Genomic DNA, 25,591 nt, shown 5'->3' on the forward strand with positions numbered 1-25,591 from the left:
TCTAGTTGTTTTTTTGCTCTTTTGGTACAAGTTTTCCCTAAGAATCAATTCAATCCGAGTAACAGGGATTTTAATAAGATTGGTATGGGGAAATTATTTAGTCAGGTTTAATGAGTGGCGACATTAAAACCTAACTTGGTTACGTCCGCGATCTTTAGCACGATACAGGGCTTTATCAGCAAGTTTCATACTTTGTTCAAAGCTTTGGTCTGTCTTATGTTCAGCGCAGCCAATAGAGACGGTGACATTCACGGTTTTCTTTTTTACCGGCGCTTTACCGCGACTCTTCTTTGAATTGGTTTTACGGTTTTCGTCCCGTAGAACGATGTCATAATCTTCAATGCTTTGTCTAACATCATCAAGGTGTGAATAGACTTGGTCTATGTCTTTACGTGGAAATACAATGGTAAATTCCTCACCACCATAACGGAAAGTTTTACCACCGCCTGTCACCTTAGCGAGTTTTACTGCGACCAGTTTTAACACATCATCACCAACATCATGGCCATAGGTGTCATTAAAGCTTTTAAAGTGGTCGATATCGACCATGGCAACGGTATATTTACGTCCTAATGCTAGGCTCAAGTTAAATAATGCTCGCCTAGAAGGCAGTCCTGTTAACTCATCGCGGTAAGCTAAGAAATACGAGTCAAATAGCACTGTAATTAAGAAGCTAATCGCGATGCAGCAAAATAGGATAGATAAGGGTAAATTGGTCGGGACTAAAAAATAGCAAAGCCACAATAGTAAGCAGATCCCTAAGCTGGTTTGCGCGAGATTACTGTGCCAACTGAGACGGAAAATCAGCACGATGGCTAGCGGATAAATTGGCAATAAATGCAGTGGCGAGCTTTCTACACTCAGGCCAAAACTTTGCTGAAATTGATTTAATCCCTGTGAGTATTGTCCGATAAGATAAACCCAGAGGTAAGCCACTATCCCACATATTACAACTCCACCCATGCGGTAAAAGCTATGCACACTTATCACTCCACGGTCTTTAATAAAGCAAAACATGCAAATGACCAGAGTGCCAAATAGCGGTAAAAACTGATGGATTATAGGGGAAAGAAAGAGTCGGTGACTTTGCAGGGTATAAAAGCATAGTAATAATAAGCCGATATAAAATAGACGGCTGCGATTGAATTGCAGACAAATTAATGATGATGCAGCGAGTAACCAATACGGTGCGTAATGCAAAGTATCTTGCCAATCTATCCAGTGACTCTGAAAATGCGCCAATAAGGCTAATGACAGAAATGTAATAAAGAATGGCAGTATAAAAAAGCGCAAGGTATGCATTAAACTGCTCATTAAATCCACCGTAATAAAGCTATCGTTAAACGAAATTGAAAAGAAAAAGCTGCGGCTACATTAACGATGTAATTGTTTTGAACCGACAGATAAAAGCTAAACCTAAATTAAAAATCTGCTCTAACAGAGCGACCTTGGACTAACTAAACTGAAATATAAGTTAAATAGATTGGTTTCTATAGCTATTTGTCTCACTTTTAAGACTGTGACTCATTCTGGTTAGGACAGTGTCAGTAAGTCGGAATATCCCAGTTTTGTTTGTTGTGTTTTATCTTATGATTAGACAAGTAATAAAAAAGGCGTAAACAACGATGTTACGCCTTAGTATTTAGATTGCAGTAAGTCTAACGAGGTTATGACCTGAGTTAGCCTTTTTCCATCGCTTCGATGAATTTGTTTGATTCAGCAATCGATTTGTTCATCTCAGTAATCAAGCTTGAAATGTCAGATTGTAAGCTATTAAATTCACCTTTAATTGCGCCAATTGCTTGGGCATTTAGGTTGTGCTTTAAGTACAGCATATTGTCTTTCATTGCCGTTAAGATTGGCGGCATTTTCGCTTCTGCACGGCGCATTCCCTTAACTAATGAATTATATGAGCGCTGAGTTTCATTGAGTTTATTGGTGCTATTACGACGGAGGCTCGCTTTACTGATTTCTTGAATTTCAGTTTCCCATTCGTCAAATAAAGCTTCGGCGACATCTTCGACTTTATCAATACGGCTGCCAACTTCATCTGCTGCAGCTTGAGCTGACTCATATTCATCTTTTGCTTTGTTGTAAGCATCCTCAAGATCGCCACCATCAAACGCCAGCAAAGCCTGCATTTCTTCTAGTGCTGAACTGAATTGCTCTTGAGCTTCTTCTTGGGATTCTTTCGCTTCTTGAACGCGATCGACCATGATGTCACGCTTGTGATAGCCTACTTTTTCCATTGCACCATAATAGGCACTTTGGCAGCCACTTAATAACAAGCTGACGCTAAGGAATACTAGTGATATCCATTTCTTCATCTTCTGATCTCTTTATTGTTGTCGTTGCACTAATCTGCTTTAAATATGGCTGCGTCGATAACGCTCCAAAGATGAAAAACAGCACCAATAATCGCTGGGATAATTAACACCCAAAAAAAGTAACCTACTGCTGTAATACAGAAAAATAGAATTGCAGCTATAATGCGTCCTTGAACCAGTTGGCCTAAACCTGGAAAAAAGAAGCTGGCAATTGCGGCAATAACATTGCCTGCAGAACCTTGTTGAGACATTAAATTGCTCCCTAGGAGTGTAACTATCGTGTTATAACATTGTACGAAGTTAAACGCGTAATTGAAATTAATAAATCAGAGAATATTGTGACAAATAAGATAGATGTAGCTTATCTAAAAAATATGAATGTCAGCATTTGGCGTTTTTTAGTTCACCTGAAGCAAAGATTGCAGGAAGACCAAATCAATGTCAAAGCCGGACATTTAGCCTATGTGACTTTGCTATCGTTAGTGCCAATGGTGGCAGTGATGATGTCGATGTTATCTGCTTTTCCTGGTTTTTCAGGTATTCGCGGTCAGATCGAAAACTTCATTTACAGTAATTTTATGCCCGCATCAGGGGATACGGTACAAATTTATATTAATGAATTTGTTGATAATGCCTCAAAAGCGACCTTTGTCGGTGTCCTGGCCTTAGTTGTTGTCGCATTAATGTTGATCTCGGCGATTGATAAAGCGTTGAATAATATTTGGCGCACCACAGAAAAGCGCTCTTATGTGGTGTCATTTTCAATGTATTGGATGGTATTGACTCTCGGACCCGTTTTAATGGGGGCGAGCATCGTTGCGACGTCTTATGTTGTGTCACTCAAGGTATTTGATAGCAGCGAAATATCGGCCTTAATGACTTGGATGGTGGAGCGTTTGCCGATGTTATTTTCAGTGGCTTCGATTTTGCTGCTGTACATGGTGGTACCTAATAAAAAAGTGCATTTTTGGCATGCTCTCATTGGCGCAAGTGTGGCAGCAATACTCTTTGAGGCGGGTAAAAAAGGGTTTGCATTTTATGTGACTCAGTTTCCAAGTTATGAAGCGATTTATGGTGCGCTAGCAACCATTCCTATTTTATTTGTTTGGGTCTATTTGTCTTGGGTCATCGTACTATTAGGCGCTGAAATTACCGCAGCGTTGCCAGAGTATCTCACCTCGGGTATTTTTTCAGTTAAGAAAAAAGCCCAGCTTCACGCACAGGCTAAAGCAAATACAAGTAAAGATAACGCTGAAATTGAAGACGTTGATTCTCACTCTGATGTGATTGAGCTGGCAGTGTCTAACCCAGAAAATGACGCCACAAAATCAACCGAGCGATAAGCGATACAGTAGGTGTTCATGAACAACATGAATAATTTATCTGTGCTTAAGCTAGCACTACACGGTATATTGCTATCCAAGTGTTAAATAATAATAAAATATTGGCTATGACTTCATCATGAGGTTATACCGGAAGTACTTACAAGGAACGAAAATGAAAAAATTGCTTATTGCCGCATGTGTATTAGGTTTAACAGCTTGTGCTGCAACCGACAATTCAACAACAGAAAGTGCAACCAATGCTGCCCCTACAATGATTAATATGGCAGGTATGACAGATCAGCAAGCCACTGATGAATTGTATAACGCATTATTGAAATCAAGCTATTTAGCCACCAAACTCAGCCCAACCAGCGTGGCTGTCCAGTTTGGTGATAATCAATTTGTGTTACAGCCAAGCATGAGTGAGCAAGGCGTAGATAGAATTTTAACTAATCGCTTATTTGCTGTTCATCCGCAATTACATGGCAGTAAAGAACTGCTTGTATTGATTGGATCATTAAACCAAAAACTGAACTTTGCTAAGTTTGTTATTCGCGAGAATGGCGGCGTGATCCAAGTGCAAGGTGCAGCTACATTTGTCGATTCAATTGAGTTAGAAGAATTACGTCGTTTCATGTTGTGGACCGATGAAGGCCTTAAGCAAGTGGGTAAATCACTGCCAAAAGGTTCAGAGGATTTGATTAAGCCAATTCCTGTTATTAAGCCTGACGCAGGCGCTTAATATTGTAGAATGTGTTCATAGATCCCGTAAATTAGGACATAGCATTGATTGGATTAATCCAAAGGGTGGCACATGCCAGTGTCACTATTGCCGCTGAAGGCGAAGATCCCGAACAGGCTGAGCAAGTTACAGGTAGTATTAATAAAGGTTTATTAGTGCTGCTTGGGGTCGAGAAAGATGATGACCTTGAAAAAATGCGCAAGTTAGCTAAAAAAGTTATCGGCTACCGCATTTTCAATGATGAAAATGACAAAATGAACCTTAACCTTCAACAAGTTGGCGGAGAGTTATTAGTCGTTTCTCAATTTACCTTGGCTGCCGATACCGGTCGCGGTTTACGCCCAAGTTTCTCCAGTGCTGCTACACCCGAGCAAGCAAATGAATTATACCAAGCGTTTATCGCCTTTTGCCGTGAACAAGGCGTAACAACGCAAACGGGCTCATTTGGCGCCAATATGAAAGTTGAACTACTTAATGATGGCCCAGTGACTTTTAACTTGCAGGTGTAACAGGTTTAATCGATGAAAACTGACTCAACAATGACAGCAAGATTATTGCTTGAGCTGCAACAGACATGGCACCAAACCATTCCTGTGAGTCAGTTTATGCAAGTGACCCCCATTCATTTTGATGGTGATCAATTTTCCTGCACAGCACCGTTAGCACCCAATATTAACCTACATCAAACGATGTTTGCTGGCAGTATTTATACTCTGATGACGTTAACGGGTTGGGGAATGTTGTGGCTGCAGCAACGAGTCCGTGGGGTTGAAGGTAATATCGTCTTAGCCGATGCCAATATCCGCTATACCGCGCCTATTACTCAAGCGCCTCAAGTCAGTGTCACTTGGCCTGAATCAATATCACTTGATGCATTAAAAACAGGCGGAAAAGTGAAAGTGACACTAGAGGTTCAGCTACATTGCGCAGATAAACTCTGTGCAACTTTTACTGGTCTTTATGTTAGTTATTAAGTGACTCACAACACAGTAAGTCTTTCATTGCACCGGCATTTACAGCGCAGCTAAACCCTTCAGCTTCAAAAATATCACAGCCCTTTTGTGCCCGAATGCCTGCACCACAATATACAACAAATTGTTGTTGCTTTGCTTTATGTGCGCGCAACCATTGAGCAAGCTCTGTTAATGGAACATTGATGGCATTAGGCAGGTGACCTAAAGCAAATTCATCAGGGTTTCTAACATCAATTAACGGCGCGCCTTGCTTAACGAGCTGCCAGCAAATATCTGTTTCTTGTTTGCCTGCTAGTTTTGTTGCAGTGCTTGATAAATTGCTATGGTCTGAAACTATAGTTGCGTCTGTCATGATGAACCCACCTGCTAATGTTAACTCTACGAATCGTTTATTGACTATCTATAAAACTTATCTCTATAAAATTCATTTCTATAAGATTTATCTCAATAAGATTATTCTAATAAAGTGTTTAAATCAAGCCTGAAATAATTGCTTCAAGCTATTGGTGTCGGTAGAACAATTAGCAAGTTGACTTAAAGGGGGCTGTTTATCGCGGGAAAGTTGAGTAGTGATTAGTGATTAGTGAGTAAGCAGCAGGCAGTAGGGTGGATCAGTTTTATCGCTACAGCATTTATTGATGCTGTAGCGATTTGTCATAAGGGCGCTAGTAATATTTTCTTAAATATTTAGTGGCGTACTTTCTCAGTTTTTTCTGTTCTGCAGTTTGTGATACCGCTTCAACAACAGGTTTATATTTTTCGTTGCCTGAGCTTGCTAGTGCGCGAGTTACCCAGGCATAAGTATCAATAGCAAGCTTACTGTCATCCATTAAGCGCATTGGTTTGAGCTGTGTCGCTAATTGCTCGAGCATAAAATCGTCAAAAAGGTATCCGTTGGCGATTCGTTTAGCTGCGATTCGCATTAACTCTAAATCGTCACCTCTTAAGGCTGCGGCATAGATATTTTGACGATGTGGCTGCTTATTATCATAGTGGGTTTTATCTTGAAGGATCACATTCCACACTTGAAATTTAGATAAATCGTCAACGGCACGTTTAGCATATTTACGGATTTTTTTATGGGCATACCCTTCAGAGAGGGTTAATAAGAAATCATGGTATTGTGGGTCGCCTGAATATCCTAAGCCCTTAATTAACCAAGCAGTATTATCAATGGCGTGCTTATCTGTTGCAGTATGCATTTGGGCGACAATTTTTGCTTGGATGGTGTTGTAGATACTTGGGTCTTCAAGCCCCACCAAGATCATTGATTCAACAGCTTGCTGTTGTTTATAGGTATCATCACCCGTAAAAATCTGTTGGTACTCTTCTGTGGTGTAGGTTTTCGCTAATGTCATAGAGCTGAATAAACAGCAGCTAATGATGAGTGTATTCAAGAGTGTATTGAGTAGCAGTTTCATTCTATATCCTTATGAATGAGTGTAGAGTCATAGCAAGCATTTATGCCTGCCATCTTTTAAAGATTAATGACGTATTTATGCCACCAAAAGCAAAATTATTGCTCATGACATAGTCGGTGTTAATCGGTCGGACGTCGTCCTTAATATAATCAAGCGGTGCACACTCTGGGTCCACTTGATCAAGGTTAAGACTTGGAGCAAACCAGCCTGCATTCATCATCTCAATACTGACCCAAGCTTCTAGCGCACCACATGCGCCGAGGGTATGCCCTGTATAGCTTTTAAGTGATGAAATTGGTGTGTGTTCACCAAATACTGCATAAGTGGCTTTTGACTCTGCAATATCACCACGGTCGGTGGCGGTGCCGTGAGCGTTAACATAGCCAATTTTTTCAGCATCAACATCGGCATTTTTTAGTGCAAGACGAATAGCCACTTCCATGGTGTCGGCATTAGGCTGTGTAATGTGCAAGCCATCAGAGTTAGTGCCAAAACCAACGAGTTCAGCATAGATGGTTGCGCCTCGAGATTTTGCGTGCTCAAGCTCTTCCAAGACTAAGGTACAAGCGCCTTCGCCGATCACTAAACCGTCTCGTTGACTATCAAAGGGTCTCGGAGTGGATTGAGGTTCATCGTTCTTAGTGCTGGTGGCAAATAAGGTGTCAAACACTACCGCTTCAGTGGGACAAAGCTCTTCACCACCACCTGCTAGCATTAAGGTCTGTTGACCAAATTTAATGGCTTCATAGGCATAACCTATTGCTTGGCTACCTGATGTGCATGCACTGCTGGTGGTGTGAACGCGGCCTTTAAGGCCAAAAAACACCCCGACATTTACCGCTGTCGTATGCGCCATCATACGAATATAGCTGGTGGCATTGATACCCGACATATCACCGTTTTTTAGCATATCGCCAAAACCAATAATGGGCTCAGTGCTCCCAGTTGATGAACCGTAGGCAATGCCCATGTCACCAGAAGATACCACCGGGTCACCTAGCAGACCTGCATCTTCAAGGGCGATTTCGCTGGCGCGTGTTGCCATAATGGACACTCGCCCCATAGAGCGAATTTTTTTACGTGAATAATGCTTTGGCTGTTCAAAATCAGTGACTGGTGCTGCAAGGCGAGTATTGAGCGAAGGGTATTTATCCCACTCCGTCATAGTGACAACGCAGTTATATTTTTGCTGTAATCGCTGAGCAATCGTTGGCCAATCATGGCCTAATGCTGAAACGCCGCCGATGCCGGTAATAACGACTCTATTGCTCATATCATGCCTCCATTAACTGAGATCACTTGGCGAGTAATATAAGCTGCATCATCAGACATTAAGAAGTTAGCCAGCCCTGCAATTTCATTGACTTTACCCATACGGCGCATTGGCACAATTTGGTTAACCATATCTTTAGGGAAGTCACTTACCATATCGGTTTCAATTAAACCTGGTGCAATACAGTTAACGGTAATTTTACGCTTAGCAAGCTCAAGTGAGAGTGCTTTTGTTGCGCCAATAAGCCCAGCTTTAGAGGCGCTATAGTTTACTTGACCACGATTACCAGCAATCCCTGAAACAGAAGCCATAGTAATAATTCTGCCACCATTTCTAGCTTGGATCATGGGCATAATAGTGGGTTGAATAACGTTATAAAAGCCGTCGAGGTTAGTATGGATCACGCTGTCCCATTCATCTTCTGTCATTGCAGGAAATGCGGTGTCTTTGGTTATCCCAGCGTTTAATATCACGCCGTAATAAGCCCCATTCTGGGCAATATCTTGTTCAATTTGTGCTTTAGCGGCTTGTCTGTCTGCAACATCAAAAGCAATCAAACTGGCATTAACGCCAAGGGCCTGAATTTCAGCTTGGGTCTGCTCTGCAGCATTCACATTACTGTGGTAGTGAACTGCGATATCAAAACCTTGAGAGGCCAATTTTAACGCGATGGCTTTACCTATTCCGCGGCTTGAGCCTGTGACTAAAACTCTGTTATTCGTTGCTGTCATGTTTTCTCCAAAAGTGCAGCGCCAGCTTGCTGTGATTGTTCTGCGCAAGCGGCTATGCTTGGCTACACTTGATTGTCTTGTATGTACGCTTGGGTATCTTGGGGTTGAAATACGTTAACATTGGCTGAGGCGATAACCGTGGCACCCGCTAATATTTGGCAATCAAATACCGCTAAACCAGAGTCTTCTTGATATAACCTTGTCACGCTAATTCGATACTTTTCGCCTAGTGTAAATTGTGGCTGATGCATGACTAATTTACGTGTGCCTAATAAAAAACCGACTCGAATTTTATCATCTCTTAAGTGGGCTTCAACACCGGCTAATGCAGCAATACTTTGCGCCATATATTCAATGCCGACATAATTGGGAACGCCATTAATAGCGTGATTAACGTAAGCACTTTGTGGGGTAATTTCCACTTCGGTAATAAGGCTGTCTTGCTGGTGTTGAATTACTCTATCTATCAAGATCATTGGTGCTCTGTGGGGCACAAACTCAGCAATGTTTTTTGCTAGTAAAGTGTTATCTGCAATATTTTCAGACATCTTGGTTTCCTGCTTTCGCGAAAATGATACTGGCATTACTGCCACCAAAAGCAAATGAGTTACTCATAATATAATTCAGTGGCTTTGACTGAACCGTACCATTTAAAGGTGCTGACTCAACAAGAGGTAATATTGGATCGTTTGGATCTTGTTGCTTATCCCATACGTGGGGAGGCAGTAATTGATCTTGGTTGAATGAGCTTAATAACAAATAGCAAAATGCTGCTTCAATGGCGCCAGCAGCACCCAAACAATGACCCGTTAAAGGCTTGGTCGAGCTGCATAGAGGGATTGTATTTTGAGTACTCGTGTTAGAAATAGTATTTGTTATTTCGCCAGCAAACACTTGATGCATGGCGACTGATTCCATCGCATCATTCTTAGGGGTCGCTGTGCCATGTAAATTGACGTATGACACTTGGCTTGCATTGATATCGGCATCATTTAGTGCAGCTTTCATTGCTGCAATCGCGCCTAAACCTTGAGGGTGCGGCGCTGAAATATGGTGTGCATCAGAGGACTCCCCGATACCAGCAAGCATCACCTCAGGCTGACTATCTAGGGTATTCGCTTTTTGCAGTAGGAATAACGCTGCACCTTCGCCAATATTAATCCCATCTCGATTTTGGCTGAAAGGGTTACATAGGCCTTTAGAAACAGACTCAAGGGAATTAAATCCATTTAATGTTAATTGGCATAAGCTATCAACGCCACCGACAATGACGACATCGCATAAATTAGCATTAAGTAATCGTTGGGCGCTGGCAAATACTTTGGTGCTAGAAGAGCATGCTGTTGAAACGGTATAGCAAGGGCCTGTTAGCTCAAAGAGTTGGCGTAAAAAGTCACTGGTGCTACCAAGTTCTTGTTGAGCGTAATGAAAGCTCGATGGGAAATGACCGTTTTGCTGATGATAATCAAGCGCCGCTTCGCCTTTTGAAATACCTGATGTACTGGTACCAAGTACAATGCCTATTCTATCGTGACCAAATCGTCTTTTGGCTTGCTCAATGTTCTGTTTTAACTGAATTGCAGCCGTAAACAATAATCGGTTGTTTCGACAATTATACTGCGCAAGCCTTTCGGGAATCGCCAACAAGTCAGTATCTTTGATTGCACCTACGCGAGTGGTTGCATTAAACATTAATTCATCACGCGGCACCATAAAATCAGTATTACCAGCAAGTAAATGTGCTAATACAGATTCAGGAGTTTGGCCTAATGGAGTACATAGTCCAATTTGTGTAATTGCTATGGAACGGCTCATCGTCATTGGCTTTTATCTTGTTGGTGATGGTTACTATTAACTTTGGTTACAAGCATATTGATTATAACCTGTTTCGTTTTTACCATTTTCATCATAATAAGGGCGATATCGATAAGGTGATATTTGCGGCTGGGAAATGCAATATTACCTCAGCAAGCCAAGGATTCGTATTAGAGTAATCAATAGTGATGGCTTGCTGGTCATTGACTATAAGTGCACTACAGCGCTGCTTAGTGCAATCGATATCATGCATTTCACCTTGGTTAAAGTACGGATTAATTTGCTCATGAGGCCAATATATCAGCTGCATGATCGCCATCAAATACTCTGCCTTAAAATCCTCACCCATAAGCACGTTTTGCTGACTGATGACCTCATCACCATCAAAGGTCACTGTGAATAAAGCCTGGCCTATTGGCGCAAGACCCACCAAAGTCATTTGGGTTGAGTTAAGTTCCAATTGAGTCAGTAATTCGTGGTGTTTTTCGCCATGAGTAAAACTGATTTTTTGGCTGAGCAGTTGTTCATTATTGGTTGGCGATTGCAGCATAGGTGCAAGGCAATAATTCACTTCTGGTGTCAGTTTAACGCAAGTTTGACGCTGCAATTGTTGACTACAACCAGAAACAAATATGGCCATAATGACAACCGAAAAAGCAATGATTCGAGACATAATTAACTCGCTTTATTGTGGTCGCGACACAGGTCGACAATCATATTGAGTCGACGCTCAGAGTCTTTTACAAACGGATTGTTTGTATCCCAAGCATAGCCTGCCAAGATAGAGCAAATCATTTGTTTTATGGTTGGGTTTGGGTCGTCATAAAAAATGACATCCTGAAAACGACCATCGTACCAAGCTTGAACATAGGTGCGGAAGGTATTCACGCCTTGCATTAATGGCTCAGCGTAATCTTGCTGCCAATCGACTTCTTTGCCATCTAGCTGTTTTATTAAGGTCTCAACAGCCATTGATGCTGACTGCATGGCAATCGTCACACCTGATGAAAATACTGGGTCTAAAAATTCTCCAGCATTACCTAATAGTGCAAACTGCGATGTCGCTAAGGTTGATACATTGGCCGAATAACCCCTTAAACTGGCGCAAGGCTGCAATACTTTGGCATTGCTCAGTAGAGCTTTTAAGCCGGGTTCTTCGTTGAGTAGTTGCCATAATTGTTCTTCAAGATCGCCTTGGCAATGCTCAATTAAATGAGGCTCAGCAACAACACCGACTGAACAACGTCCATCACTAAATGGGATAAGCCAATACCAGATATCTTTTTGACTAGGGTGAACACTGATGAGAATCTTCTCGCGATCAAAACTAGCATCAGTGATGTTATCTTCGATATGGGTGAAAATGGCACTGCGAGCAGGTAAATTAGACGGTTTTTCTAAGTGTAATAACCTTGGTAATACTCGACCAAAGCCACTGGCATCCAGAACATATTTGGCGGTGACGCGATAAACGCTATCGTGCTCATCTGTCACTGTTAAAATTGACGTAGATGAAGCATTTTGACCTAAATCGATATCATTAACCTGGTGCCCATAACGAATTTCAACGCCTTGTGAAACTGCGGTATCAGCGAGCAGTTTATCAAACTGTCCTCGTTGAACTTGGAATGTCGTTCCCGGGCCTTGAGTAAATTTTTCGGTAAAATCAAAAGTGGTGTAAGTGCCATTATGACGAAATGCCGCGCCGTTTTTGAATTGGAATCCTGCCTGTTCAACCGCCTCAAGCATGCCTGCTTGTTCAATAAACTGCATGCAATAAGGCAATAAACTTTCGCCAATTGAAAAGCGTGGGAAATGCTGCTTTTCAAGTACAAGCACTTGTTTGCCTTGTTGATGAAGTAAACTTGCAGCAATGGCTCCAGAAGGCCCTGCGCCGATGATGACGACATCGATATTTATGTCTCGCGGTGTCTCTTGTGGTGCATCCATACTGGAACCTACAGGGTTATTTACCATTATGTACTACTTCTCTGGTTATTATACTTATCAAGGGGGCGAGTAAAAAAGTGAATCCAATGCCAAACAATAAAGTGAGGCCAAAATAATGTATCGCATTGGTTTGGCTAAAGGCCAATAAGCCAAAAGCCAATAAGGTTGAACAGGCGGACATCAAGACTGCCATCATCACGCCACTTGCCTTAGCTGGAGAACTTGATTTTACCGAGGCAAAAAACAAACTGTAATCAATGCCGATCCCTAACACGAGGATCAATGCTAATGCGTGAAATAAGCTCAGTGGTGAGCCGACGACGCCAAGGCTGGCTAATGTAAGCAGTATCGAGCTCGCGGGTACAGATACAATACCGATGGCCAGCTTTATGCCAAATTTAACACTAAAAATGAATATTGCGACGACGCAGACTAAGACCAGCAATTGTAAGGTCAGTTGCTTAAATTGTGCCATCAGATTAGATATTTCGCCGACTTTATCGATAACGTTAACCGATAAACCACTTTGCTCTGCGCGAATGGTGAGCGCGGATAAATCATTAATCCCGCCTAATAAAATAATGCTGCCAAACTGATGTGATTCACTGTTCGAACTGGCTTGAGAATCCGTTTTTATACTAGCTCTTATATTAGCTGTTATATTCGCTGTTATAGGAGTCGTTGTACTCATTTCTGCGTTAGGGCTTAACCACAAACTGGCCAAATCATTGCTGGCAATATTGAGCACAGAATCTGGAGAAATAAACTGGTTTTCGCTCAAGGAAAGCTGGTTCAGCAACTCTGCTTTAAGCGATTCATCTAAACCAAGAGCGTCAATAATCTCATCTAAATGATGGAGGTATAACTGCTGATAAGCGAGATAGTTTTGCTTTTGTTTCTGCACACTCGGTAAGTAACGATTTAAGCTAACAAAACTACTGATTTCGTTGGCAACAACCGCATCAGATACCAAGGTTGACGCTTTGTCGAGTTCGTTGAGTAAGGCTTGTTCATCATTTGCCGTGACCAAGATAAATTGATTATCCGTTCCGCCACTTAGCACTTGTCTGAGTTTATTCTCTTCAGTGGTAATCCGTTCAGGGCTTTGTTGTAAGTTACGAATATCATCGTTACTTTTGAGTGTGGATATCCCGCCAATCATGAAGAGAGCAATAACACATGCCACCGCAGATATTTTCAAATTTGCATGTGCGCTGTGAGTCGTAACTTTAGTGAGCCAATGTAAATATCGCTCAGCCCAAACCAGCAAGAACGATGAGGTGGGGAGTCGAGAGTTAGCTAATAATGGATAGGCAAAGACTAACGTTAAGTATGCGCCCAATAGACCTGCCGCGCAGAATATTGCCACCTGCTGCATACCGGGAAACGGTGTCATTCCGATCGCAATAAAGGCGATGGTGCTGGTTAATAAAGCCAGTGTCATTGCAGGTAAAATTCTATTGATGACTGCTGTGGCGTTAGGTTTATTTAACAATAGCTTTTCACAGTAAAAGTGAAAACTATAGTCAATGGCAACGCCAATCAAACTGGTGCCAAACACCAACGTCAGCAAGTGTAATTCACCAAATATAGACAGGGTGGCAACCACTGCAAACAAGAAACCACTAGATAAGGTCAGCACGGCAAGCGCTAATGGCATCACACTTCTAAACCCTAGCCAAACTAATATCATCACGCCGAGTAACGACAAAGAGCCAATGGTCGATACTTCAAACTTAGCGGAATCGGTTGCCGCCTGCGCATGAAATAAGGTTCCCGCTTTCAAGACTTCAATATCGGTATTATCACCGCGGTATGAGTTGGGAACGTGTTGTGAATGAACAGATTTTAGCGAGCTGAAAGCATCATTTAATACGGTCATTTGTTGCTGCTGACCATCAGGGTTAAAGGCGCTCTTAACGCCTTTGGCCATAACGATAGCTACAAATTTCTGCTCAGATTTACCCAATAAAATATGTTGTTCACTCGTGAGCTTTTGTGTCGGAGCGAGCGCAATGAGATTGTCAGGAAAAAGCAGTAAAGGATCCTGAGTCAGCAATGCACTGCTGGCATAGCCAAAGCTACTGTATAGTTGCTGCTGAGCTGCGAGTAATAATTGCTGCCAGTCTGCAGAGTGTTCAGTATCAGCAAGCAACCCGTATTGCTCATCGGTCAGTAAAAAAAAGCGCTTATCAAAGTAATATTGACTTAATGTCTGCATCTGCTGACTTTCGCCACTGCGGATATCGGTAAATACATCGGGTGACTGCTGTAACTGCTCGATTAAGTGAGTTGCAGCATTGATAGCTTGCTGCTTGTTGTCCGCTAATAGACCAATATAGACTTGATCTGCTAAGCGCTGCTCAACCTTATCAAGTGCTTTTTGGGTTAATGGGGTTTCAGTAAGCTTTGGCAACATAGCCAAAATGTTACTCTGAATTTTAGCGCCTGATTGCCATAGCAAAACGCCATAAGCGCTCACTAGCGCAATCAATAAGCACCAGATGATAAAGCGTGGAACAGCTTGTTTGGGTGAGTTAAACCAACTAGCCAGTTTGGACATTACTTGGCTTCACTAACGGCATCTTCAGTCGCTGCGACTGGCAAGAGTGTCATTTTTTGCACATCCTCTTCAGTCAGTTCTTGGACGACATTTGAAAAATGAATAAGGGTTATATCCGTCGTGGCACTGGCTTGTTTTTGGGGAAGGCTAGATAGCATAGTAAGGCGATTAATTTGCTGCTTACCATCAACATTGCCACCTTCTAACACCATCGCGCCAATGGCTTGTTGAATTAATGGATCTTTTGCCACTAAGCCCAGTTGCCAGTCAGTGTTTTCCGAGTTGTTATCTGGTGTTTCATTAGCCGCTTCAAACATAAATAAATCAAAGTCTTGAGCTAATACATCAAGATCACCCGTTAACAATGCTTGCATCAATTGCGGCAACTGCTCAGCCATTGCTGCGCTGGTTTGATTGGCTTTGCTTTGAGTGATATTGCCTAAGCTATCTTGTTGAATCAGGGTATTTTGTTTCAGTAATAAGGTGCTATTAAAAGGAGAGGTTTGTTGCCAAAGTAAGCCGATATTTTGACTAAAAATAAACTGACCGGCGCTTTTAAGTGGGCGTTTTAGTACCGCAAGAGAACGCGTTTGCTGAAACTCACCTTTAGCTTGTTCACCTAACTGAAGGTTCTGCGCTAAGGTGTTGAGTTGTGCAGCGGTCGCTGGCGTCGTAAATAGCGTAGCTAACTGCAGGTTGGATAGCTCAGACTCAGACTCAGTCTCAGTCTCATCTTGACTTGTAATGGCTGCAGTTGGTTGAGCTATCGCAGTACCAGTAAGCAGCGTTATAGCAATGATTGCGGTAAGTAAGGCTCTCATTAACTGACACTCTTATTAATAAGGGTTTCATTTGCAGTGGCATTTTGCGCTACTTCTTGGCTATGACTGGCAAGTTCAGCAGCTAATTCATTTTTTACATCACCTTCAGCCAACAACGGTAAAATTTTCTGCCTAAATACAGCAGGGGTGACAAAGCACAATTCTTCGGTTTCGATTTCTACCGCTGCTTGAATGGTATAGCCTTTTGTTATTCGCTGGCCGGTTTCAGCATCGCGAATTTGATAGTTGATCCTCAGGCGATTTTCCCACTCAACAATGGCAGCATGCACAATTAAGTGCTGATCGAAGGTACTGCTTTTTACATATTTAAGCTGAGTATCCACAATGGGCCAAGCGTAACCTGAGTGCATCATTTGACGGTAGTTATAACCGAGTTCATCGAGCAATTTACAGCGAGCGACTTCAAAATAGCGTAAATAGTTACCATGCCAAGTGATGCCCATTGAGTCCACATCATGAAAGGGCACCACCATAGCGAGTTCGGTGCTGAAAATGGCTTTCATATCAGCAAACCTCCCACTGACCTAATTGAATTTTCTCGACCGTTTGACGTAAAACCGCTTCCAGTGGGCGATCTTCAGTGAGTAACTCAAAGTCTTCGCTGACCTGTGCAACAGTTTTAGCTAACGATGGTGTTAATGAATCTTGTGCTAATTCATTTTGGGCGATACGTAAGTGTATCCCCTGTGTCATCGCTAATAATGCGGCAGCAGCCACTTGTTCAGTAAGTTGTAATACACGCATACAGTCACGTGCAGCAATAGTACCCATGCTGACTTTATCTTGGTTGTGGCACTCTGTGGAGCGAGAAAACACACTGGCTGGCATAGTGTTCTTTAATGCTTCAGCAGTCCAAGCTGACACGCCAATTTGCACCGCTTTAAAGCCGTGGTTAATCGCTTGTCTTGCCCCAACGGCTGCAGATAAGTTAGCGGGTAAGCCGTTATTAAATTTGGTGTCCATCACCAATGCCATTTGACGATCGATTAAATCGGCAAGATTGGCGACGGTGTTTTTCATTGAATCCATCACAAATGCGATATGACCACCATAGAAGTGACCACCATGAAGAATATGTTCACCTTCTCCATCGACAATTGGGTTGTCATTGGCGCTGTTTAATTCGGTTTCAATGAATTGACGCATAAATGGCAATGCATCTTGTAGTACACCAATGATATGCGGTGCACAGCGAATCGAATAACGATCTTGTAATCGGTCTGAGTTTCTTGGGTGGGTGTGATGGTTTAAATCTTCACGGATCCAAGCTGCAATTTGGTTTTGCCCTGGGTGCGGTTTAGCATCAAATAAGATGTCATCAAAGTGATTTGAATTACCTTTAAGTGTCAGCGATGCCATAGCAGTTATGCGACTGGATAAGCGTGCTAAATACTGAGCGCGATCGAAAGCTAAACAGGCTAAAGCGGTCATCACTGCGGTGCCATTCATTAATGCTAACCCTTCTTTAGGGCGCAGCGTTAATGGCACAATATTTAGCTCGGCGTACACCTCTTTTGTAGCGCGGCGCTTGCCTTGATAAACCACATCTCGCTCGCCAATCAATACCGCTGCTAAATATGACAGCGGGGTTAAGTCACCGCTTGCGCCTACCGATCCTTCTTCTGGAATAACAGGGGTAATATCGAGGTTAAGTAATAATTCAATGCGCTGAAGTAACTCATAAGTCACTCCTGATTTGCCCACAGCGAGTGAGTTTAATCGACAAGCCATAATGGCTCTAGATTGCATGGGCGAGAAAATATCACCTAATCCGCAGCCATGAAAACGGGACAAATGTAGCGGTAATTCATGGACTAAATCCAAACCAACAGTGACAGTACATGAGTCGCCATAACCTGTTGTTACGCCATAAACCACACCTTCTTCGTTTAATAAGCTATCGATAAAACGAGCACCTTTTTGAATGTATTCTTGGTATTCAGGTGTCTCATTTAACTTTACAGGCGCACCTTTAGCGACACTGACGACTTGCTCAAGGCTAATAGGTCGTTGACCGAAGTTTACCGTTGCCAAATTTGGGGTTGCTGAAAATGAAGTCGATTGGCTCATGGTATTACTGTTCCTGCTTATTGTTAGGTGAAGAGTGCTGTGACGAAGCCGATTGTACTGAACTGCTCTGTGCTGAACTGCTCGGTGCTGAACTGCTCGGTGCTGAACTGCTCGGTGTTGAACTGTTATGCGATGAATCAGATTCAGCAGTTGTTGGTGCTTGTTCTGCCTTTACTCTTTGTGAGTCTTCGTCGCGACGCCAAAAATCATAAAAATTAAACCACTGCAGCGGTTGGCTGGTAGCAAAATGTTCAAGACGGCGGCTATATTCACAAGCCGCGTCATCTAAACGCTCAGTACGTCCGGCTCGTGGGCCTTTTAAACTATCTGACAAGTGTTCTACATGAACTCGGTATCGACCTTGTTCTTGTAAACAAAACATGGTGTAAACAGGACAATCAAGCAGGCCAGCAAGGATAAATGGACCTTGAGGAAATGCCGCTTGTTGATCAATAAAGTCGTGATAAAACACTCGACCGGCAGTATCTGATGAGGTGCGATCTGCGGCTATCACGACCAATTCGCCTGCTGCAATTTTATCTTGCAATAACATGGCTGTACTTGGGCCAAGTTCGTTAACCTGAATAAGGTTTAATCCACTATTCGGGTTAAGTTGCTTCAGGACATTATTAAAGTTTTCAGCATGGCTAGTGAGCACCATGACATTCACTTTAACCTGCTGCTGGTGGATAGAAATCGCTCGGCAAAGTTCAAGATTACCTAAGTGAGACACTAACAATACCGCGCCTTGGCCTGATTCAACTTGGTCGGCTAAGACATGCCTATCAGGAAAGTCGACTTGGGCGAGTTTAATCCGATCGCACCAAGCATCAATTCTGTCTAATGCTGCATTACCAAAGGCAAAAAAATGTTTCAGGCTGTCTCGCCAAGTGACGGGATCTGATAACTGTTCATGTTGTGGGTGCTTGAGTTTAACTCGACGCAAAAAGTCCATTGAAGCATTTCTAGCTGTCACACCCGTCAAGAAGAAGTAACAAATCACTGGGTACATGATCGCTCTACACAGCCAATGTCCGCCTAAACGGTAACTGTCGGCGATGAGCTTTATACCCCAGTAGCTGCCACGTTCTCCCATGGCAGACCAATGTTTATTAGCGTTTTTTTTTGAAAGTATTTTCGGTAAGCGCTTTAACATGCCGAAGAACAACCCAGTGTGCATGGCTGAAATACGGATGTTGTCTTTAACTCCCTGAAAGTGGCTGATGCCATCTTCTGGGTAAATCACTTTGGTTGGAATGTGTGTTACTGGTACACCTTGCCAGTGCAGTTTCACCATGATTTCAATATCAAAATCCATTCGCTCACCTAATGCTTGCTCGCGAAAGAGTTGCTCAGTTGCCGCTAAAGGGTAAACCCTAAAGCCACACATAGAATCTTGAATATCAAAACTTAAGGTTTCAACCCATACCCAAAAATGAGTGATGTAGCGACCATATAAACGGCCTTTAGGCACAGATTCATCATACTGAGGTTTACCAGAAATCAGTGCAAGAGGCTCCGCTTCACTGGCGGCAATCATAGTAGGAATATCATCTAAGCAATGCTGACCATCGGCGTCGATTTGCAATGCATGGGTGAATCCATCCGCGAAGGCTGCACGCAGTCCAGTCGTCACAGCAGCGCCTTTGCCACGATTAAATGGGTGAGTTAACAGCGTCACCCAGTCATATTTATCCGCTAACGATTGTAATAAATAACGAGTCTCGTCATTACTACCGTCGTTAATCAGATAGCAAGGTAAACCAAATGGCGCTAACGCCACTAAGGTGTCTGCAATGGCTTGTTGATGATTATAATTGGGAATGATCAGTGCCAACTTCATGATTGGCGCTCCTTGCTGCTAGTGCTTGAACCAGCATTTTCTGTCAGTGCAATACGGCCAGAAGCATAGCGTTTTTCACCATCACGGTAGCTGAAAGTGAGTTTTGATTTTGCGGCGTTATGGCTGATAAATAATTCCACTTGGCTGTCGGGCAGCATCAGCTGCTGGAATTTAAGCACTTCAAGGCTGGCAACATCGGGCTGATAACCAAATGCCTGACAACCTAATTGAATAGCCCAGTCGAGTTGGGTTACGCCAGGTAAAACTGCTTGCTCTTCAAAATGGCCTTTAAAGTAATCCAGTTCTGCGGCAACAAAAATTTGCCAACTGATGCCATCATCAGTGGTTTGCTGACTGATTATTTGGGGTAAAGCTGATTTAATCATCATTAAATACTGTCAATAAATCCGTTTGTATACGCTTACCTTGTGCATTGACAGGTAAGGCTTCTGGGTAGCGCCAACGACGAGGTAAAGTCACTCGTTCGAACTCGCTAAGTAAATGTTTTTTAAGGTGGTTGTTAACACTCAATTTACCGGAGTCATCCAGTTGTGCTAGACCTTGTTCTGTTAAGGTGATGGCTGCACCTAGCATCATCCTTGGCTCTGTTAATTGAACCACCGCAGCTTCTTTGACAAACGGGTGAGTGCATAGCAAGCCTTCCATCTGCGCCAAGGATAAGCGTTTTTCTTCTACTTTCACGATACGATCGAGACGGTGAAGCAAGGTAAAACGCCCGTCGGCTGCAAGCTCAATTTTGTCATCACATTTTAGCCACTCAGAATCAGAGGCTAAATATGGCGATTTGATCATTAAGGCGCCATCTTCTGGATTGCTGGCAATATCAATTTGACTGAATGGTAGCCAGGTTCTGTTTGGCGACATTTGACGACGATAAGCAACGCCGCCAGTTTCAGTGCTACCAAAGACTTCAATTGGAAATTGGCCATAACAGGTATGAATATGCTGCGACGCTTCATAGCTTAACGGACCGCCAGAGCTGAAGATAAGGCTTGGTGCAAGCTGTTGTTGCTCAAACTCAAGGGCTTCAGGTAATCGTGACAATTGCGCAGGACTGCTGACTAAACACAGGTTTGGCATTAATGCGATGTAATAACTCAGGGTTTCTGGGTATTCAATTAAGTCACTTAAAAAGGGACGGCTGGCAGCTAATGGCCACAAGATTTTAAACAGTAAACCGTAAATATGTTGGTGAGAAACCGTTGATACCACACTACATTGGGGTAATCTTGACGCAAAAGTACTTTCCAATACGCTGACTTCGGCATCCAGTTGTTCAATGGATTTTTGAATCGCTTTAGGTTCACCACTACTGCCTGAGGTGAATAGGACTAAATCACCGATTTGAGATGATTGTGGCCAAGGTTTATTGGCTAAGCCCATTTCTTTTTTTAATAGAATAAAGTGTTTAACTTCAGACAGTGGCTGATCTGCAATGATGCCATCGAAAGCATGATTTAATTCGTTTAATGTGCCGCCCTGGGTATTTGACGGCAATATGACTTGTTTACCTGCTAATAGCGCTGCGCAAATGCCAGCTGCAAATAAATCACTGGTTTCAGCGGCCAATAACCAACGCTTAATTGGACTTGCATTGAGTTGCTCGAATAGATGGGCAACATGAGCTGTAAACAGTGAGCCTGTTACGATGTCATGATGATTGAAACTAATCAGTTGTTGCGTTTTAGGGCCAGTATTAAGCCAATTTATCAGCAAGTTATTCATGTTTTTTCAACCAAAAGTTGCGATATATCCATTCTCCACCGAGCAGTAAACCCATGAAGATATAGGCAATTAATCCATTATAAAGTGTCCACAATTCCAATGTGGCAAACTCTGCAGTATAAAATGCAGCTAATCCATTAATGATAAATAATCCGCACCAAAGGCGAGTAACATTATTTAAATATGGAATGGCTGAATCTGGTAAATCAGGCTCTTTTAACTTGGCCAAGCGTTCGATCATGCTTGGGCCTTTTATTAACGAGCTAGTAAACAGTCCCAGCATAGTCATGTTAATGACTACAGGGTAATACAGTAGCCAGTCATTACGTTTGGCAATAAAACTGGCAGCAGTTAAGCCAATACCAACCAGTATGGGCAACACCATGGTTTTTAACTGCTGTTTATTTAGCGCTAAGCGTGCGATTAATATGGCGCAAAGTAATAGCGCAATGGTGCCTGGTGGAAGGTACTGCAAGCCAAAGTAAACCGCTAACGGGTAACAGATAATGACGATGGCTGTGACGATTTGCAGTAGTAGCACCATTAATCTTTCATTAAGCCTTCAATGGCATTGACCACATCTTCAACTGTGCGCACAGTTTTAAATTGCTCTGGTTGAATCTTCTTGCCAGTCATTTGCTGTAGCTTAATCACTAAATCAACAGCATCAATGCTATCTAAATCTAAAGACTCATAAAGTGAAGCATCTAGGCTGATATCTTCAGCTTCGATTTCAAACTCATCGACTAATATTTGCGTCAGCATCTCTAGGATTTGATCACGATTTTTCATGATAACTCCTAAGAACGTTGAGATTCGATAAAGCTAGCTAAACTCGCCACACTGAAAAAGTGTGCTTTAGTGGCATCAGAGTTTGCTTCGATTTTGATGTCGAATTGCTTTTTAATCGCTAAGCCTAATTCAAGCGCATCAATTGAGTCTAACCCCAATCCCTCACCAAAAAGTGGTGCGTCGGTGTCAATATCATCAATACTGACATCTTCTAAGTCGAGGCAGTCGATGATCAGTTGTTTAATTTCGTTATGTAGATTCATATTAATATTCTAATTTGTTTGATTGTAATTATTTCTTAGTCGTTGCAGATAAGGGCGGTAGTGCGGTTATCTGCTGCGAATAAAGCTGCTCTAACTCTCTGGTCAGTACGCGAGCCATTTTTGCATCACTCGTTTGGTTTATATCATACCTTAGCTGGTCAAAAGCTGCGCCAATTTCTACAGACATATTTACTGTTTGTCTTGGCGGTTCGTACCAAGGTTGTTGCTTAGTGAGTCCTGCTACGTCGACATGTAGCAAAACAGGAAGGATATCTGTGCGGGTGCGTATTGCAATGTTTGCTGCGCCGCGAGCAAATGGGTTGATTTGGGTGCCAACCACTGTGCGAGTTCCTTCAGGAAAAATGATGAGGTTGGTGCTATCGTTCAGCACTTGTTGGCAATCTTTCAGTAGTAATTCTGCGCCGCGATTTGGAATATAACCAGCTGATGATAAGACACCACGCATAAATGGGTTGCGCCAAAGCGATTGTTTCACAATGCACCCCGCATTGGGGATAAGGCTTATTAGCACCACGACATCGATTAAGGTTGGGTGATTAGCAATAACAATCATGCCTTTGGCATCTGCTAATGCTTGGGTATTTGGGGCGCTGACTTTAATTAACCCTGTGAAGGTTAGCATCCACACAAAACCTTTAAACATATAGTGCACCGCTTTTTGAACTCTAGCGATCCGCTGCTGTTTTGAGCCAGGCCAAAAACGCAGCACAGGCAAAATGGTTAATGAACTTAATAACCCTCCTATGCCAAAGACCACATAACACATCACGCCACCAATCCAGCGAGGGATATAGGCCATTCCTGTTAAATATGGGAATGGCTTTGGATGCTTAAAGTGACCTTGATGGGTTAGGCTCATTGTCTACAACCGCCCAACAGAGTCAGAAGTGGCTGTTAACTGCCAGTGCCACTGACTTATATGGCCAGATAGTGATTTCTGGCAAGCGATGCCATTGATGAACTCTGCAAAGCTTAATGTTTTCTGGCCGCTTACGTTATCTGCCATAGCTTGTTCATTTGAAGGGCTTAATGTCAGCTGGGCAATAGCGGGTTGTTGGCCATTATTTGCTGGTGCTAAATACAAACCCATGGCTAATGGTAGCTCATTCTCTTGGGTATACTGATTATAAACCGCAGGCACCGGATCATCGCCAAACACTAATAATACAGGAGCTGGGTTTTCAGTTAACTGAGCATAAGTTTCGATCACGGCTTGAGATAACGTTTCTTCACCTGCAGCAATTGACGTTGAAGGCGCAGTATTGCCCGTTACGATGCCATATATCCCACTGGCGGTATTATGTACTGACTGACTAAAGGCGAGGGGAGATAAGGCTTCTTTAGCAACAATATCTTCTAGTAAGCCAAGGGTGCGCGTGAGTTCACCATGACGTGAGGAAAATACACTACGGCAATCTTGGGCTGGCTGACAATCATGGGCAGCAGAGAGCATCATTTTAGTTAAACGACTAAAACGGCGACGCTGCATCGCAGGAACATGGGCTAATGCAGGAGAATCTTTTTTGTCTAATGACGGTGCGGTGCTTTTATCCCAATGAGTCCAGCTTTCTTTATCTTGAAAGTCCACAGACCAAGCGCCCCACGACAGGATATCAAATACTAATTGCACTATTTTGCCTCTGATATGACCCCGTTATCCCTAACTGGGTGACATTTTCCGTGCTTTTGATTTATTAATGCGTTGCTCTAAAACAACTATCAGGCTGAACTGTAATAACGGTACCGTAATAATTGTACCGTAATAATTGCGACTTAATGAAGCTTTTTGCAATGAGCAGAAATAAAAATAGCGACACGAATGTCACTATTTTTATCAAGCTCACATAGCTATGCAAAAATTCCAATTAAATATGGAATCAGCATTCACGATATAGCGTTATGCTATTCGTTATTTGCTCAGTTGTTGCTGCAGTTTTCTGACGGCAGTTTTGATTTTACGGGTGTTTTCAGGGCCCATTCTGACCATCAGCTTTTGCACATTAGGTAAGGCTTCAAGCTTAGTGTCAACAAATTGATAATTCACGCTGATAGATGACAGCTCAATAGGGTCTTCAATAATCGGCGCTGCTAAAATCATCTGGAAAGCTTCAAGCATGCGTTCATCAAAGCTCATGTCGCTGTAGCCTAGTTCTTCAAAAGCTTCATTGAACAAAGGCGATAACTCTTCAAAGGTACTAACAAGCTGCTCGTCATTCATACCTGCAATCATGTCTGCATATAAATCGTAACGGTGGTAGCTGTCTGGATTTAAGTAAGTTTTGTTAGTGATTTCACTGACGCTAAAGTTGTCTTTAGGGCCCTTTAATGGGCTAGCTTTGTGAATGACTTCGCCTTGTGCCATGTTATCGACAAAGACCACAAATTGGCGTGCGATATCCTTTTTAAGGATCATCGATTCGATTTTCATGCCATCAGCCATAGCAATGGTTTTTTGTTCCACAAAATCATCGCTTTCAGTCAGTGCAGGTAAAGGCTCAACGACCACTTCAGGTTCTGCAGGAATAACTTCAGGCTCAATGATTTCAGGTTCAACAATCACTTCTTCAATTGGCTCTTGCTCGATTGGCTGCTCTGGCACAGGTTCTGGTAATTGAACCGGGATAGGCTCAATGATTTCAGGTTCCTTTTCTGAAGTGAAATAGAAATACCCCGCCCCCGCTAATAATACGGCTACCGTGATCCCAATGACGCCTGCATTGCTACCACTCGATTTATCTGATTGTGGTGTCGCTCTGTCTTCTTGATTGACTTGCATTTCTATTCCTTAGCTTTAAACGTCGAAAGTGGAACTGAACATGGGATAAAGTCTATCTAACTTAAAATCAGACTATTTAGCCTTAAGCTCAAATCTCATTCTGCAATATTCCTAAGA

Annotated in this window: 28 protein-coding genes; 4 read left to right on the forward strand and 24 right to left on the reverse strand. The window is 42.6% G+C overall.

What is annotated here, in order from left to right; translation table 11 throughout:
• Positions 1 to 123 precede the first annotated feature (123 nt).
• The 3 genes from BCU84_RS03815 to BCU84_RS03825 form a co-directional block, all read right to left on the reverse strand.
• Entirely contained in the window at positions 124 to 1,314 is a 1,191-nt protein-coding gene (locus BCU84_RS03815) for a GGDEF domain-containing protein (RefSeq protein WP_102526779.1), read from the reverse strand.
• Between the two features lie 365 nt (positions 1,315 to 1,679).
• Positions 1,680 to 2,327, reverse strand: a complete 648-nt coding sequence (locus BCU84_RS03820; protein ID WP_102526780.1) for a DUF2959 domain-containing protein — start codon at positions 2,325 to 2,327, stop codon at positions 1,680 to 1,682.
• 29 nt (positions 2,328 to 2,356) lie between these two features.
• On the reverse strand, positions 2,357 to 2,578 hold the full coding sequence (locus tag BCU84_RS03825; protein ID WP_102526781.1) for a hypothetical protein: 222 nt from the start codon (positions 2,576 to 2,578) through the stop codon (positions 2,357 to 2,359).
• Between the two features lie 87 nt (positions 2,579 to 2,665).
• Between BCU84_RS03825 and BCU84_RS03830 the strand changes: the two genes are divergently transcribed.
• From BCU84_RS03830 to BCU84_RS03845, 4 genes are all read left to right on the forward strand, one after another.
• On the forward strand, positions 2,666 to 3,670 hold the full coding sequence (locus BCU84_RS03830) for a virulence factor BrkB family protein (protein WP_102526865.1): 1,005 nt from the start codon (positions 2,666 to 2,668) through the stop codon (positions 3,668 to 3,670).
• Between the two features lie 154 nt (positions 3,671 to 3,824).
• Positions 3,825 to 4,394: a hypothetical protein gene (locus BCU84_RS03835; protein WP_102526782.1), complete on the forward strand. Its 570-nt coding sequence runs from the start codon at positions 3,825 to 3,827 to the stop codon at positions 4,392 to 4,394.
• Between the two features lie 44 nt (positions 4,395 to 4,438).
• Entirely contained in the window at positions 4,439 to 4,903 is a 465-nt protein-coding gene (gene dtd, locus BCU84_RS03840) for a D-aminoacyl-tRNA deacylase (RefSeq protein WP_102526783.1), read from the forward strand.
• 12 nt (positions 4,904 to 4,915) lie between these two features.
• Positions 4,916 to 5,368, forward strand: coding sequence for a thioesterase domain-containing protein (locus BCU84_RS03845; RefSeq protein ID WP_102526784.1), 453 nt, complete (start codon positions 4,916 to 4,918; stop codon positions 5,366 to 5,368).
• Here BCU84_RS03845 and BCU84_RS03850 read toward each other — a convergent pair.
• The 21 genes from BCU84_RS03850 to BCU84_RS03950 form a co-directional block, all read right to left on the reverse strand.
• On the reverse strand, positions 5,358 to 5,720 hold the full coding sequence (locus tag BCU84_RS03850) for a rhodanese-like domain-containing protein (RefSeq protein ID WP_102526785.1): 363 nt from the start codon (positions 5,718 to 5,720) through the stop codon (positions 5,358 to 5,360). The genes BCU84_RS03845 and BCU84_RS03850 overlap by 11 nt on opposite strands.
• Before the next feature lie 313 nt (positions 5,721 to 6,033).
• Positions 6,034 to 6,789 carry a hypothetical protein gene (locus BCU84_RS03855; protein ID WP_241906354.1) on the reverse strand — a complete coding sequence of 252 codons (756 nt, stop codon included), beginning with the start codon at positions 6,787 to 6,789 and terminating at the stop codon, positions 6,034 to 6,036.
• A 40-nt stretch (positions 6,790 to 6,829) separates the two neighbouring features.
• The gene (locus BCU84_RS03860) at positions 6,830 to 8,062 is read right to left on the reverse strand and encodes a beta-ketoacyl-ACP synthase (protein WP_102526786.1); all 1,233 of its coding nucleotides are present in this window, start codon (positions 8,060 to 8,062) and stop codon (positions 6,830 to 6,832) included.
• Complete coding sequence (locus BCU84_RS03865) at positions 8,059 to 8,793, reverse strand: 3-ketoacyl-ACP reductase FabG2 (RefSeq protein ID WP_102526787.1); 735 nt, start codon at positions 8,791 to 8,793, stop codon at positions 8,059 to 8,061. Before BCU84_RS03865 ends, BCU84_RS03860 begins: the two co-directional genes overlap by 4 nt.
• A gap of 62 nt (positions 8,794 to 8,855) precedes the next feature.
• Positions 8,856 to 9,341 carry a hotdog family protein gene (locus tag BCU84_RS03870; protein ID WP_102526788.1) on the reverse strand — a complete coding sequence of 162 codons (486 nt, stop codon included), beginning with the start codon at positions 9,339 to 9,341 and terminating at the stop codon, positions 8,856 to 8,858.
• Positions 9,334 to 10,608, reverse strand: coding sequence for a beta-ketoacyl-[acyl-carrier-protein] synthase family protein (locus tag BCU84_RS03875; RefSeq protein WP_102526867.1), 1,275 nt, complete (start codon positions 10,606 to 10,608; stop codon positions 9,334 to 9,336). Before BCU84_RS03875 ends, BCU84_RS03870 begins: the two co-directional genes overlap by 8 nt.
• A gap of 91 nt (positions 10,609 to 10,699) precedes the next feature.
• Positions 10,700 to 11,281: a DUF3261 domain-containing protein gene (locus tag BCU84_RS03880; RefSeq protein ID WP_102526789.1), complete on the reverse strand. Its 582-nt coding sequence runs from the start codon at positions 11,279 to 11,281 to the stop codon at positions 10,700 to 10,702.
• Between the two features lie 2 nt (positions 11,282 to 11,283).
• The gene (locus BCU84_RS03885; RefSeq protein ID WP_102526790.1) at positions 11,284 to 12,558 is read right to left on the reverse strand and encodes an NAD(P)/FAD-dependent oxidoreductase; all 1,275 of its coding nucleotides are present in this window, start codon (positions 12,556 to 12,558) and stop codon (positions 11,284 to 11,286) included.
• A 16-nt stretch (positions 12,559 to 12,574) separates the two neighbouring features.
• Positions 12,575 to 15,121 (reverse strand): transporter permease, encoded by a 2,547-nt coding sequence (locus tag BCU84_RS03890; protein WP_102526791.1) that lies wholly within the window; start codon positions 15,119 to 15,121, stop codon positions 12,575 to 12,577.
• Positions 15,121 to 15,942 carry an outer membrane lipoprotein carrier protein LolA gene (locus BCU84_RS03895; RefSeq protein WP_102526792.1) on the reverse strand — a complete coding sequence of 274 codons (822 nt, stop codon included), beginning with the start codon at positions 15,940 to 15,942 and terminating at the stop codon, positions 15,121 to 15,123. Before BCU84_RS03895 ends, BCU84_RS03890 begins: the two co-directional genes overlap by 1 nt.
• Complete coding sequence (locus BCU84_RS03900) at positions 15,942 to 16,466, reverse strand: acyl-CoA thioesterase (RefSeq protein ID WP_102526793.1); 525 nt, start codon at positions 16,464 to 16,466, stop codon at positions 15,942 to 15,944. Before BCU84_RS03900 ends, BCU84_RS03895 begins: the two co-directional genes overlap by 1 nt.
• 1 nt (position 16,467) lies before the next feature.
• On the reverse strand, positions 16,468 to 18,033 hold the full coding sequence (locus BCU84_RS03905) for an aromatic amino acid ammonia-lyase (RefSeq protein WP_102526794.1): 1,566 nt from the start codon (positions 18,031 to 18,033) through the stop codon (positions 16,468 to 16,470).
• 4 nt (positions 18,034 to 18,037) lie between these two features.
• Positions 18,038 to 19,876, reverse strand: coding sequence for a glycosyltransferase family 2 protein (locus BCU84_RS03910; RefSeq protein ID WP_102526795.1), 1,839 nt, complete (start codon positions 19,874 to 19,876; stop codon positions 18,038 to 18,040).
• Positions 19,873 to 20,262 carry a thioester dehydrase gene (locus tag BCU84_RS03915; protein WP_102526868.1) on the reverse strand — a complete coding sequence of 130 codons (390 nt, stop codon included), beginning with the start codon at positions 20,260 to 20,262 and terminating at the stop codon, positions 19,873 to 19,875. Before BCU84_RS03915 ends, BCU84_RS03910 begins: the two co-directional genes overlap by 4 nt.
• Positions 20,255 to 21,622: an AMP-binding protein gene (locus tag BCU84_RS03920; RefSeq protein WP_102526796.1), complete on the reverse strand. Its 1,368-nt coding sequence runs from the start codon at positions 21,620 to 21,622 to the stop codon at positions 20,255 to 20,257. The genes BCU84_RS03915 and BCU84_RS03920 overlap by 8 nt, the downstream gene beginning before the upstream one ends.
• Positions 21,615 to 22,166, reverse strand: a complete 552-nt coding sequence (locus BCU84_RS03925; protein WP_102526797.1) for a hypothetical protein — start codon at positions 22,164 to 22,166, stop codon at positions 21,615 to 21,617. The genes BCU84_RS03920 and BCU84_RS03925 overlap by 8 nt, the downstream gene beginning before the upstream one ends.
• Positions 22,166 to 22,414: an acyl carrier protein gene (locus BCU84_RS03930; protein ID WP_102526798.1), complete on the reverse strand. Its 249-nt coding sequence runs from the start codon at positions 22,412 to 22,414 to the stop codon at positions 22,166 to 22,168. Before BCU84_RS03930 ends, BCU84_RS03925 begins: the two co-directional genes overlap by 1 nt.
• A gap of 8 nt (positions 22,415 to 22,422) precedes the next feature.
• Positions 22,423 to 22,677 carry a phosphopantetheine-binding protein gene (locus BCU84_RS03935; RefSeq protein WP_102526799.1) on the reverse strand — a complete coding sequence of 85 codons (255 nt, stop codon included), beginning with the start codon at positions 22,675 to 22,677 and terminating at the stop codon, positions 22,423 to 22,425.
• 28 nt (positions 22,678 to 22,705) lie between these two features.
• A complete protein-coding gene (locus tag BCU84_RS03940) occupies positions 22,706 to 23,557 on the reverse strand; it encodes a lysophospholipid acyltransferase family protein (protein ID WP_102526800.1) in 852 nt (283 codons plus the stop codon).
• A gap of 3 nt (positions 23,558 to 23,560) precedes the next feature.
• Entirely contained in the window at positions 23,561 to 24,328 is a 768-nt protein-coding gene (locus BCU84_RS03945) for a beta-ketoacyl synthase chain length factor (RefSeq protein ID WP_102526801.1), read from the reverse strand.
• Between the two features lie 279 nt (positions 24,329 to 24,607).
• Positions 24,608 to 25,474 (reverse strand): DUF3014 domain-containing protein, encoded by an 867-nt coding sequence (locus BCU84_RS03950; protein ID WP_102526802.1) that lies wholly within the window; start codon positions 25,472 to 25,474, stop codon positions 24,608 to 24,610.
• Between the last annotated feature and the right edge of the window lie 117 nt (positions 25,475 to 25,591).

Origin of the sequence: Shewanella sp. 10N.286.51.B7 (genome assembly GCF_002873615.1) — a bacterium.
In the GTDB taxonomy this organism is placed as follows: domain Bacteria; phylum Pseudomonadota; class Gammaproteobacteria; order Enterobacterales; family Shewanellaceae; genus Shewanella; species Shewanella electrodiphila.

What these genes read in the sequence shown, in the direction of transcription:
- BCU84_RS03815 (WP_102526779.1), bottom strand. Translation starts at nt 1,314, where the DNA reads ATGAGCAGTTTAATGCATACCTTGCGCTTTTTTATACTGCCATTCTTT.
- BCU84_RS03860 (WP_102526786.1), bottom strand. Translation starts at nt 8,062, where the DNA reads ATGAGCAATAGAGTCGTTATTACCGGCATCGGCGGCGTTTCAGCATTA.
- BCU84_RS03820 (WP_102526780.1), bottom strand. Translation starts at nt 2,327, where the DNA reads ATGAAGAAATGGATATCACTAGTATTCCTTAGCGTCAGCTTGTTATTA.
- BCU84_RS03925 (WP_102526797.1), bottom strand. Translation starts at nt 22,166, where the DNA reads ATGGTGCTACTACTGCAAATCGTCACAGCCATCGTCATTATCTGTTAC.
- BCU84_RS03880 (WP_102526789.1), bottom strand. Translation starts at nt 11,281, where the DNA reads ATGTCTCGAATCATTGCTTTTTCGGTTGTCATTATGGCCATATTTGTT.
- BCU84_RS03905 (WP_102526794.1), bottom strand. Translation starts at nt 18,033, where the DNA reads ATGAGCCAATCGACTTCATTTTCAGCAACCCCAAATTTGGCAACGGTA.
- BCU84_RS03885 (WP_102526790.1), bottom strand. Translation starts at nt 12,558, where the DNA reads ATGGATGCACCACAAGAGACACCGCGAGACATAAATATCGATGTCGTC.
- BCU84_RS03930 (WP_102526798.1), bottom strand. Translation starts at nt 22,414, where the DNA reads ATGAAAAATCGTGATCAAATCCTAGAGATGCTGACGCAAATATTAGTC.
- BCU84_RS03890 (WP_102526791.1), bottom strand. Translation starts at nt 15,121, where the DNA reads ATGTCCAAACTGGCTAGTTGGTTTAACTCACCCAAACAAGCTGTTCCA.
- BCU84_RS03900 (WP_102526793.1), bottom strand. Translation starts at nt 16,466, where the DNA reads ATGAAAGCCATTTTCAGCACCGAACTCGCTATGGTGGTGCCCTTTCAT.
- BCU84_RS03825 (WP_102526781.1), bottom strand. Translation starts at nt 2,578, where the DNA reads ATGTCTCAACAAGGTTCTGCAGGCAATGTTATTGCCGCAATTGCCAGC.
- BCU84_RS03875 (WP_102526867.1), bottom strand. Translation starts at nt 10,608, where the DNA reads ATGAGCCGTTCCATAGCAATTACACAAATTGGACTATGTACTCCATTA.
- BCU84_RS03845 (WP_102526784.1), top strand. Translation starts at nt 4,916, where the DNA reads ATGAAAACTGACTCAACAATGACAGCAAGATTATTGCTTGAGCTGCAA.
- BCU84_RS03920 (WP_102526796.1), bottom strand. Translation starts at nt 21,622, where the DNA reads ATGAATAACTTGCTGATAAATTGGCTTAATACTGGCCCTAAAACGCAA.
- BCU84_RS03910 (WP_102526795.1), bottom strand. Translation starts at nt 19,876, where the DNA reads ATGAAGTTGGCACTGATCATTCCCAATTATAATCATCAACAAGCCATT.
- BCU84_RS03855 (WP_241906354.1), bottom strand. Translation starts at nt 6,789, where the DNA reads ATGAAACTGCTACTCAATACACTCTTGAATACACTCATCATTAGCTGC.
- BCU84_RS03850 (WP_102526785.1), bottom strand. Translation starts at nt 5,720, where the DNA reads ATGACAGACGCAACTATAGTTTCAGACCATAGCAATTTATCAAGCACT.
- BCU84_RS03935 (WP_102526799.1), bottom strand. Translation starts at nt 22,677, where the DNA reads ATGAATCTACATAACGAAATTAAACAACTGATCATCGACTGCCTCGAC.
- BCU84_RS03940 (WP_102526800.1), bottom strand. Translation starts at nt 23,557, where the DNA reads ATGAGCCTAACCCATCAAGGTCACTTTAAGCATCCAAAGCCATTCCCA.
- BCU84_RS03915 (WP_102526868.1), bottom strand. Translation starts at nt 20,262, where the DNA reads ATGATTAAATCAGCTTTACCCCAAATAATCAGTCAGCAAACCACTGAT.
- BCU84_RS03865 (WP_102526787.1), bottom strand. Translation starts at nt 8,793, where the DNA reads ATGACAGCAACGAATAACAGAGTTTTAGTCACAGGCTCAAGCCGCGGA.
- BCU84_RS03950 (WP_102526802.1), bottom strand. Translation starts at nt 25,474, where the DNA reads ATGCAAGTCAATCAAGAAGACAGAGCGACACCACAATCAGATAAATCG.
- BCU84_RS03835 (WP_102526782.1), top strand. Translation starts at nt 3,825, where the DNA reads ATGAAAAAATTGCTTATTGCCGCATGTGTATTAGGTTTAACAGCTTGT.
- BCU84_RS03895 (WP_102526792.1), bottom strand. Translation starts at nt 15,942, where the DNA reads ATGAGAGCCTTACTTACCGCAATCATTGCTATAACGCTGCTTACTGGT.
- BCU84_RS03870 (WP_102526788.1), bottom strand. Translation starts at nt 9,341, where the DNA reads ATGTCTGAAAATATTGCAGATAACACTTTACTAGCAAAAAACATTGCT.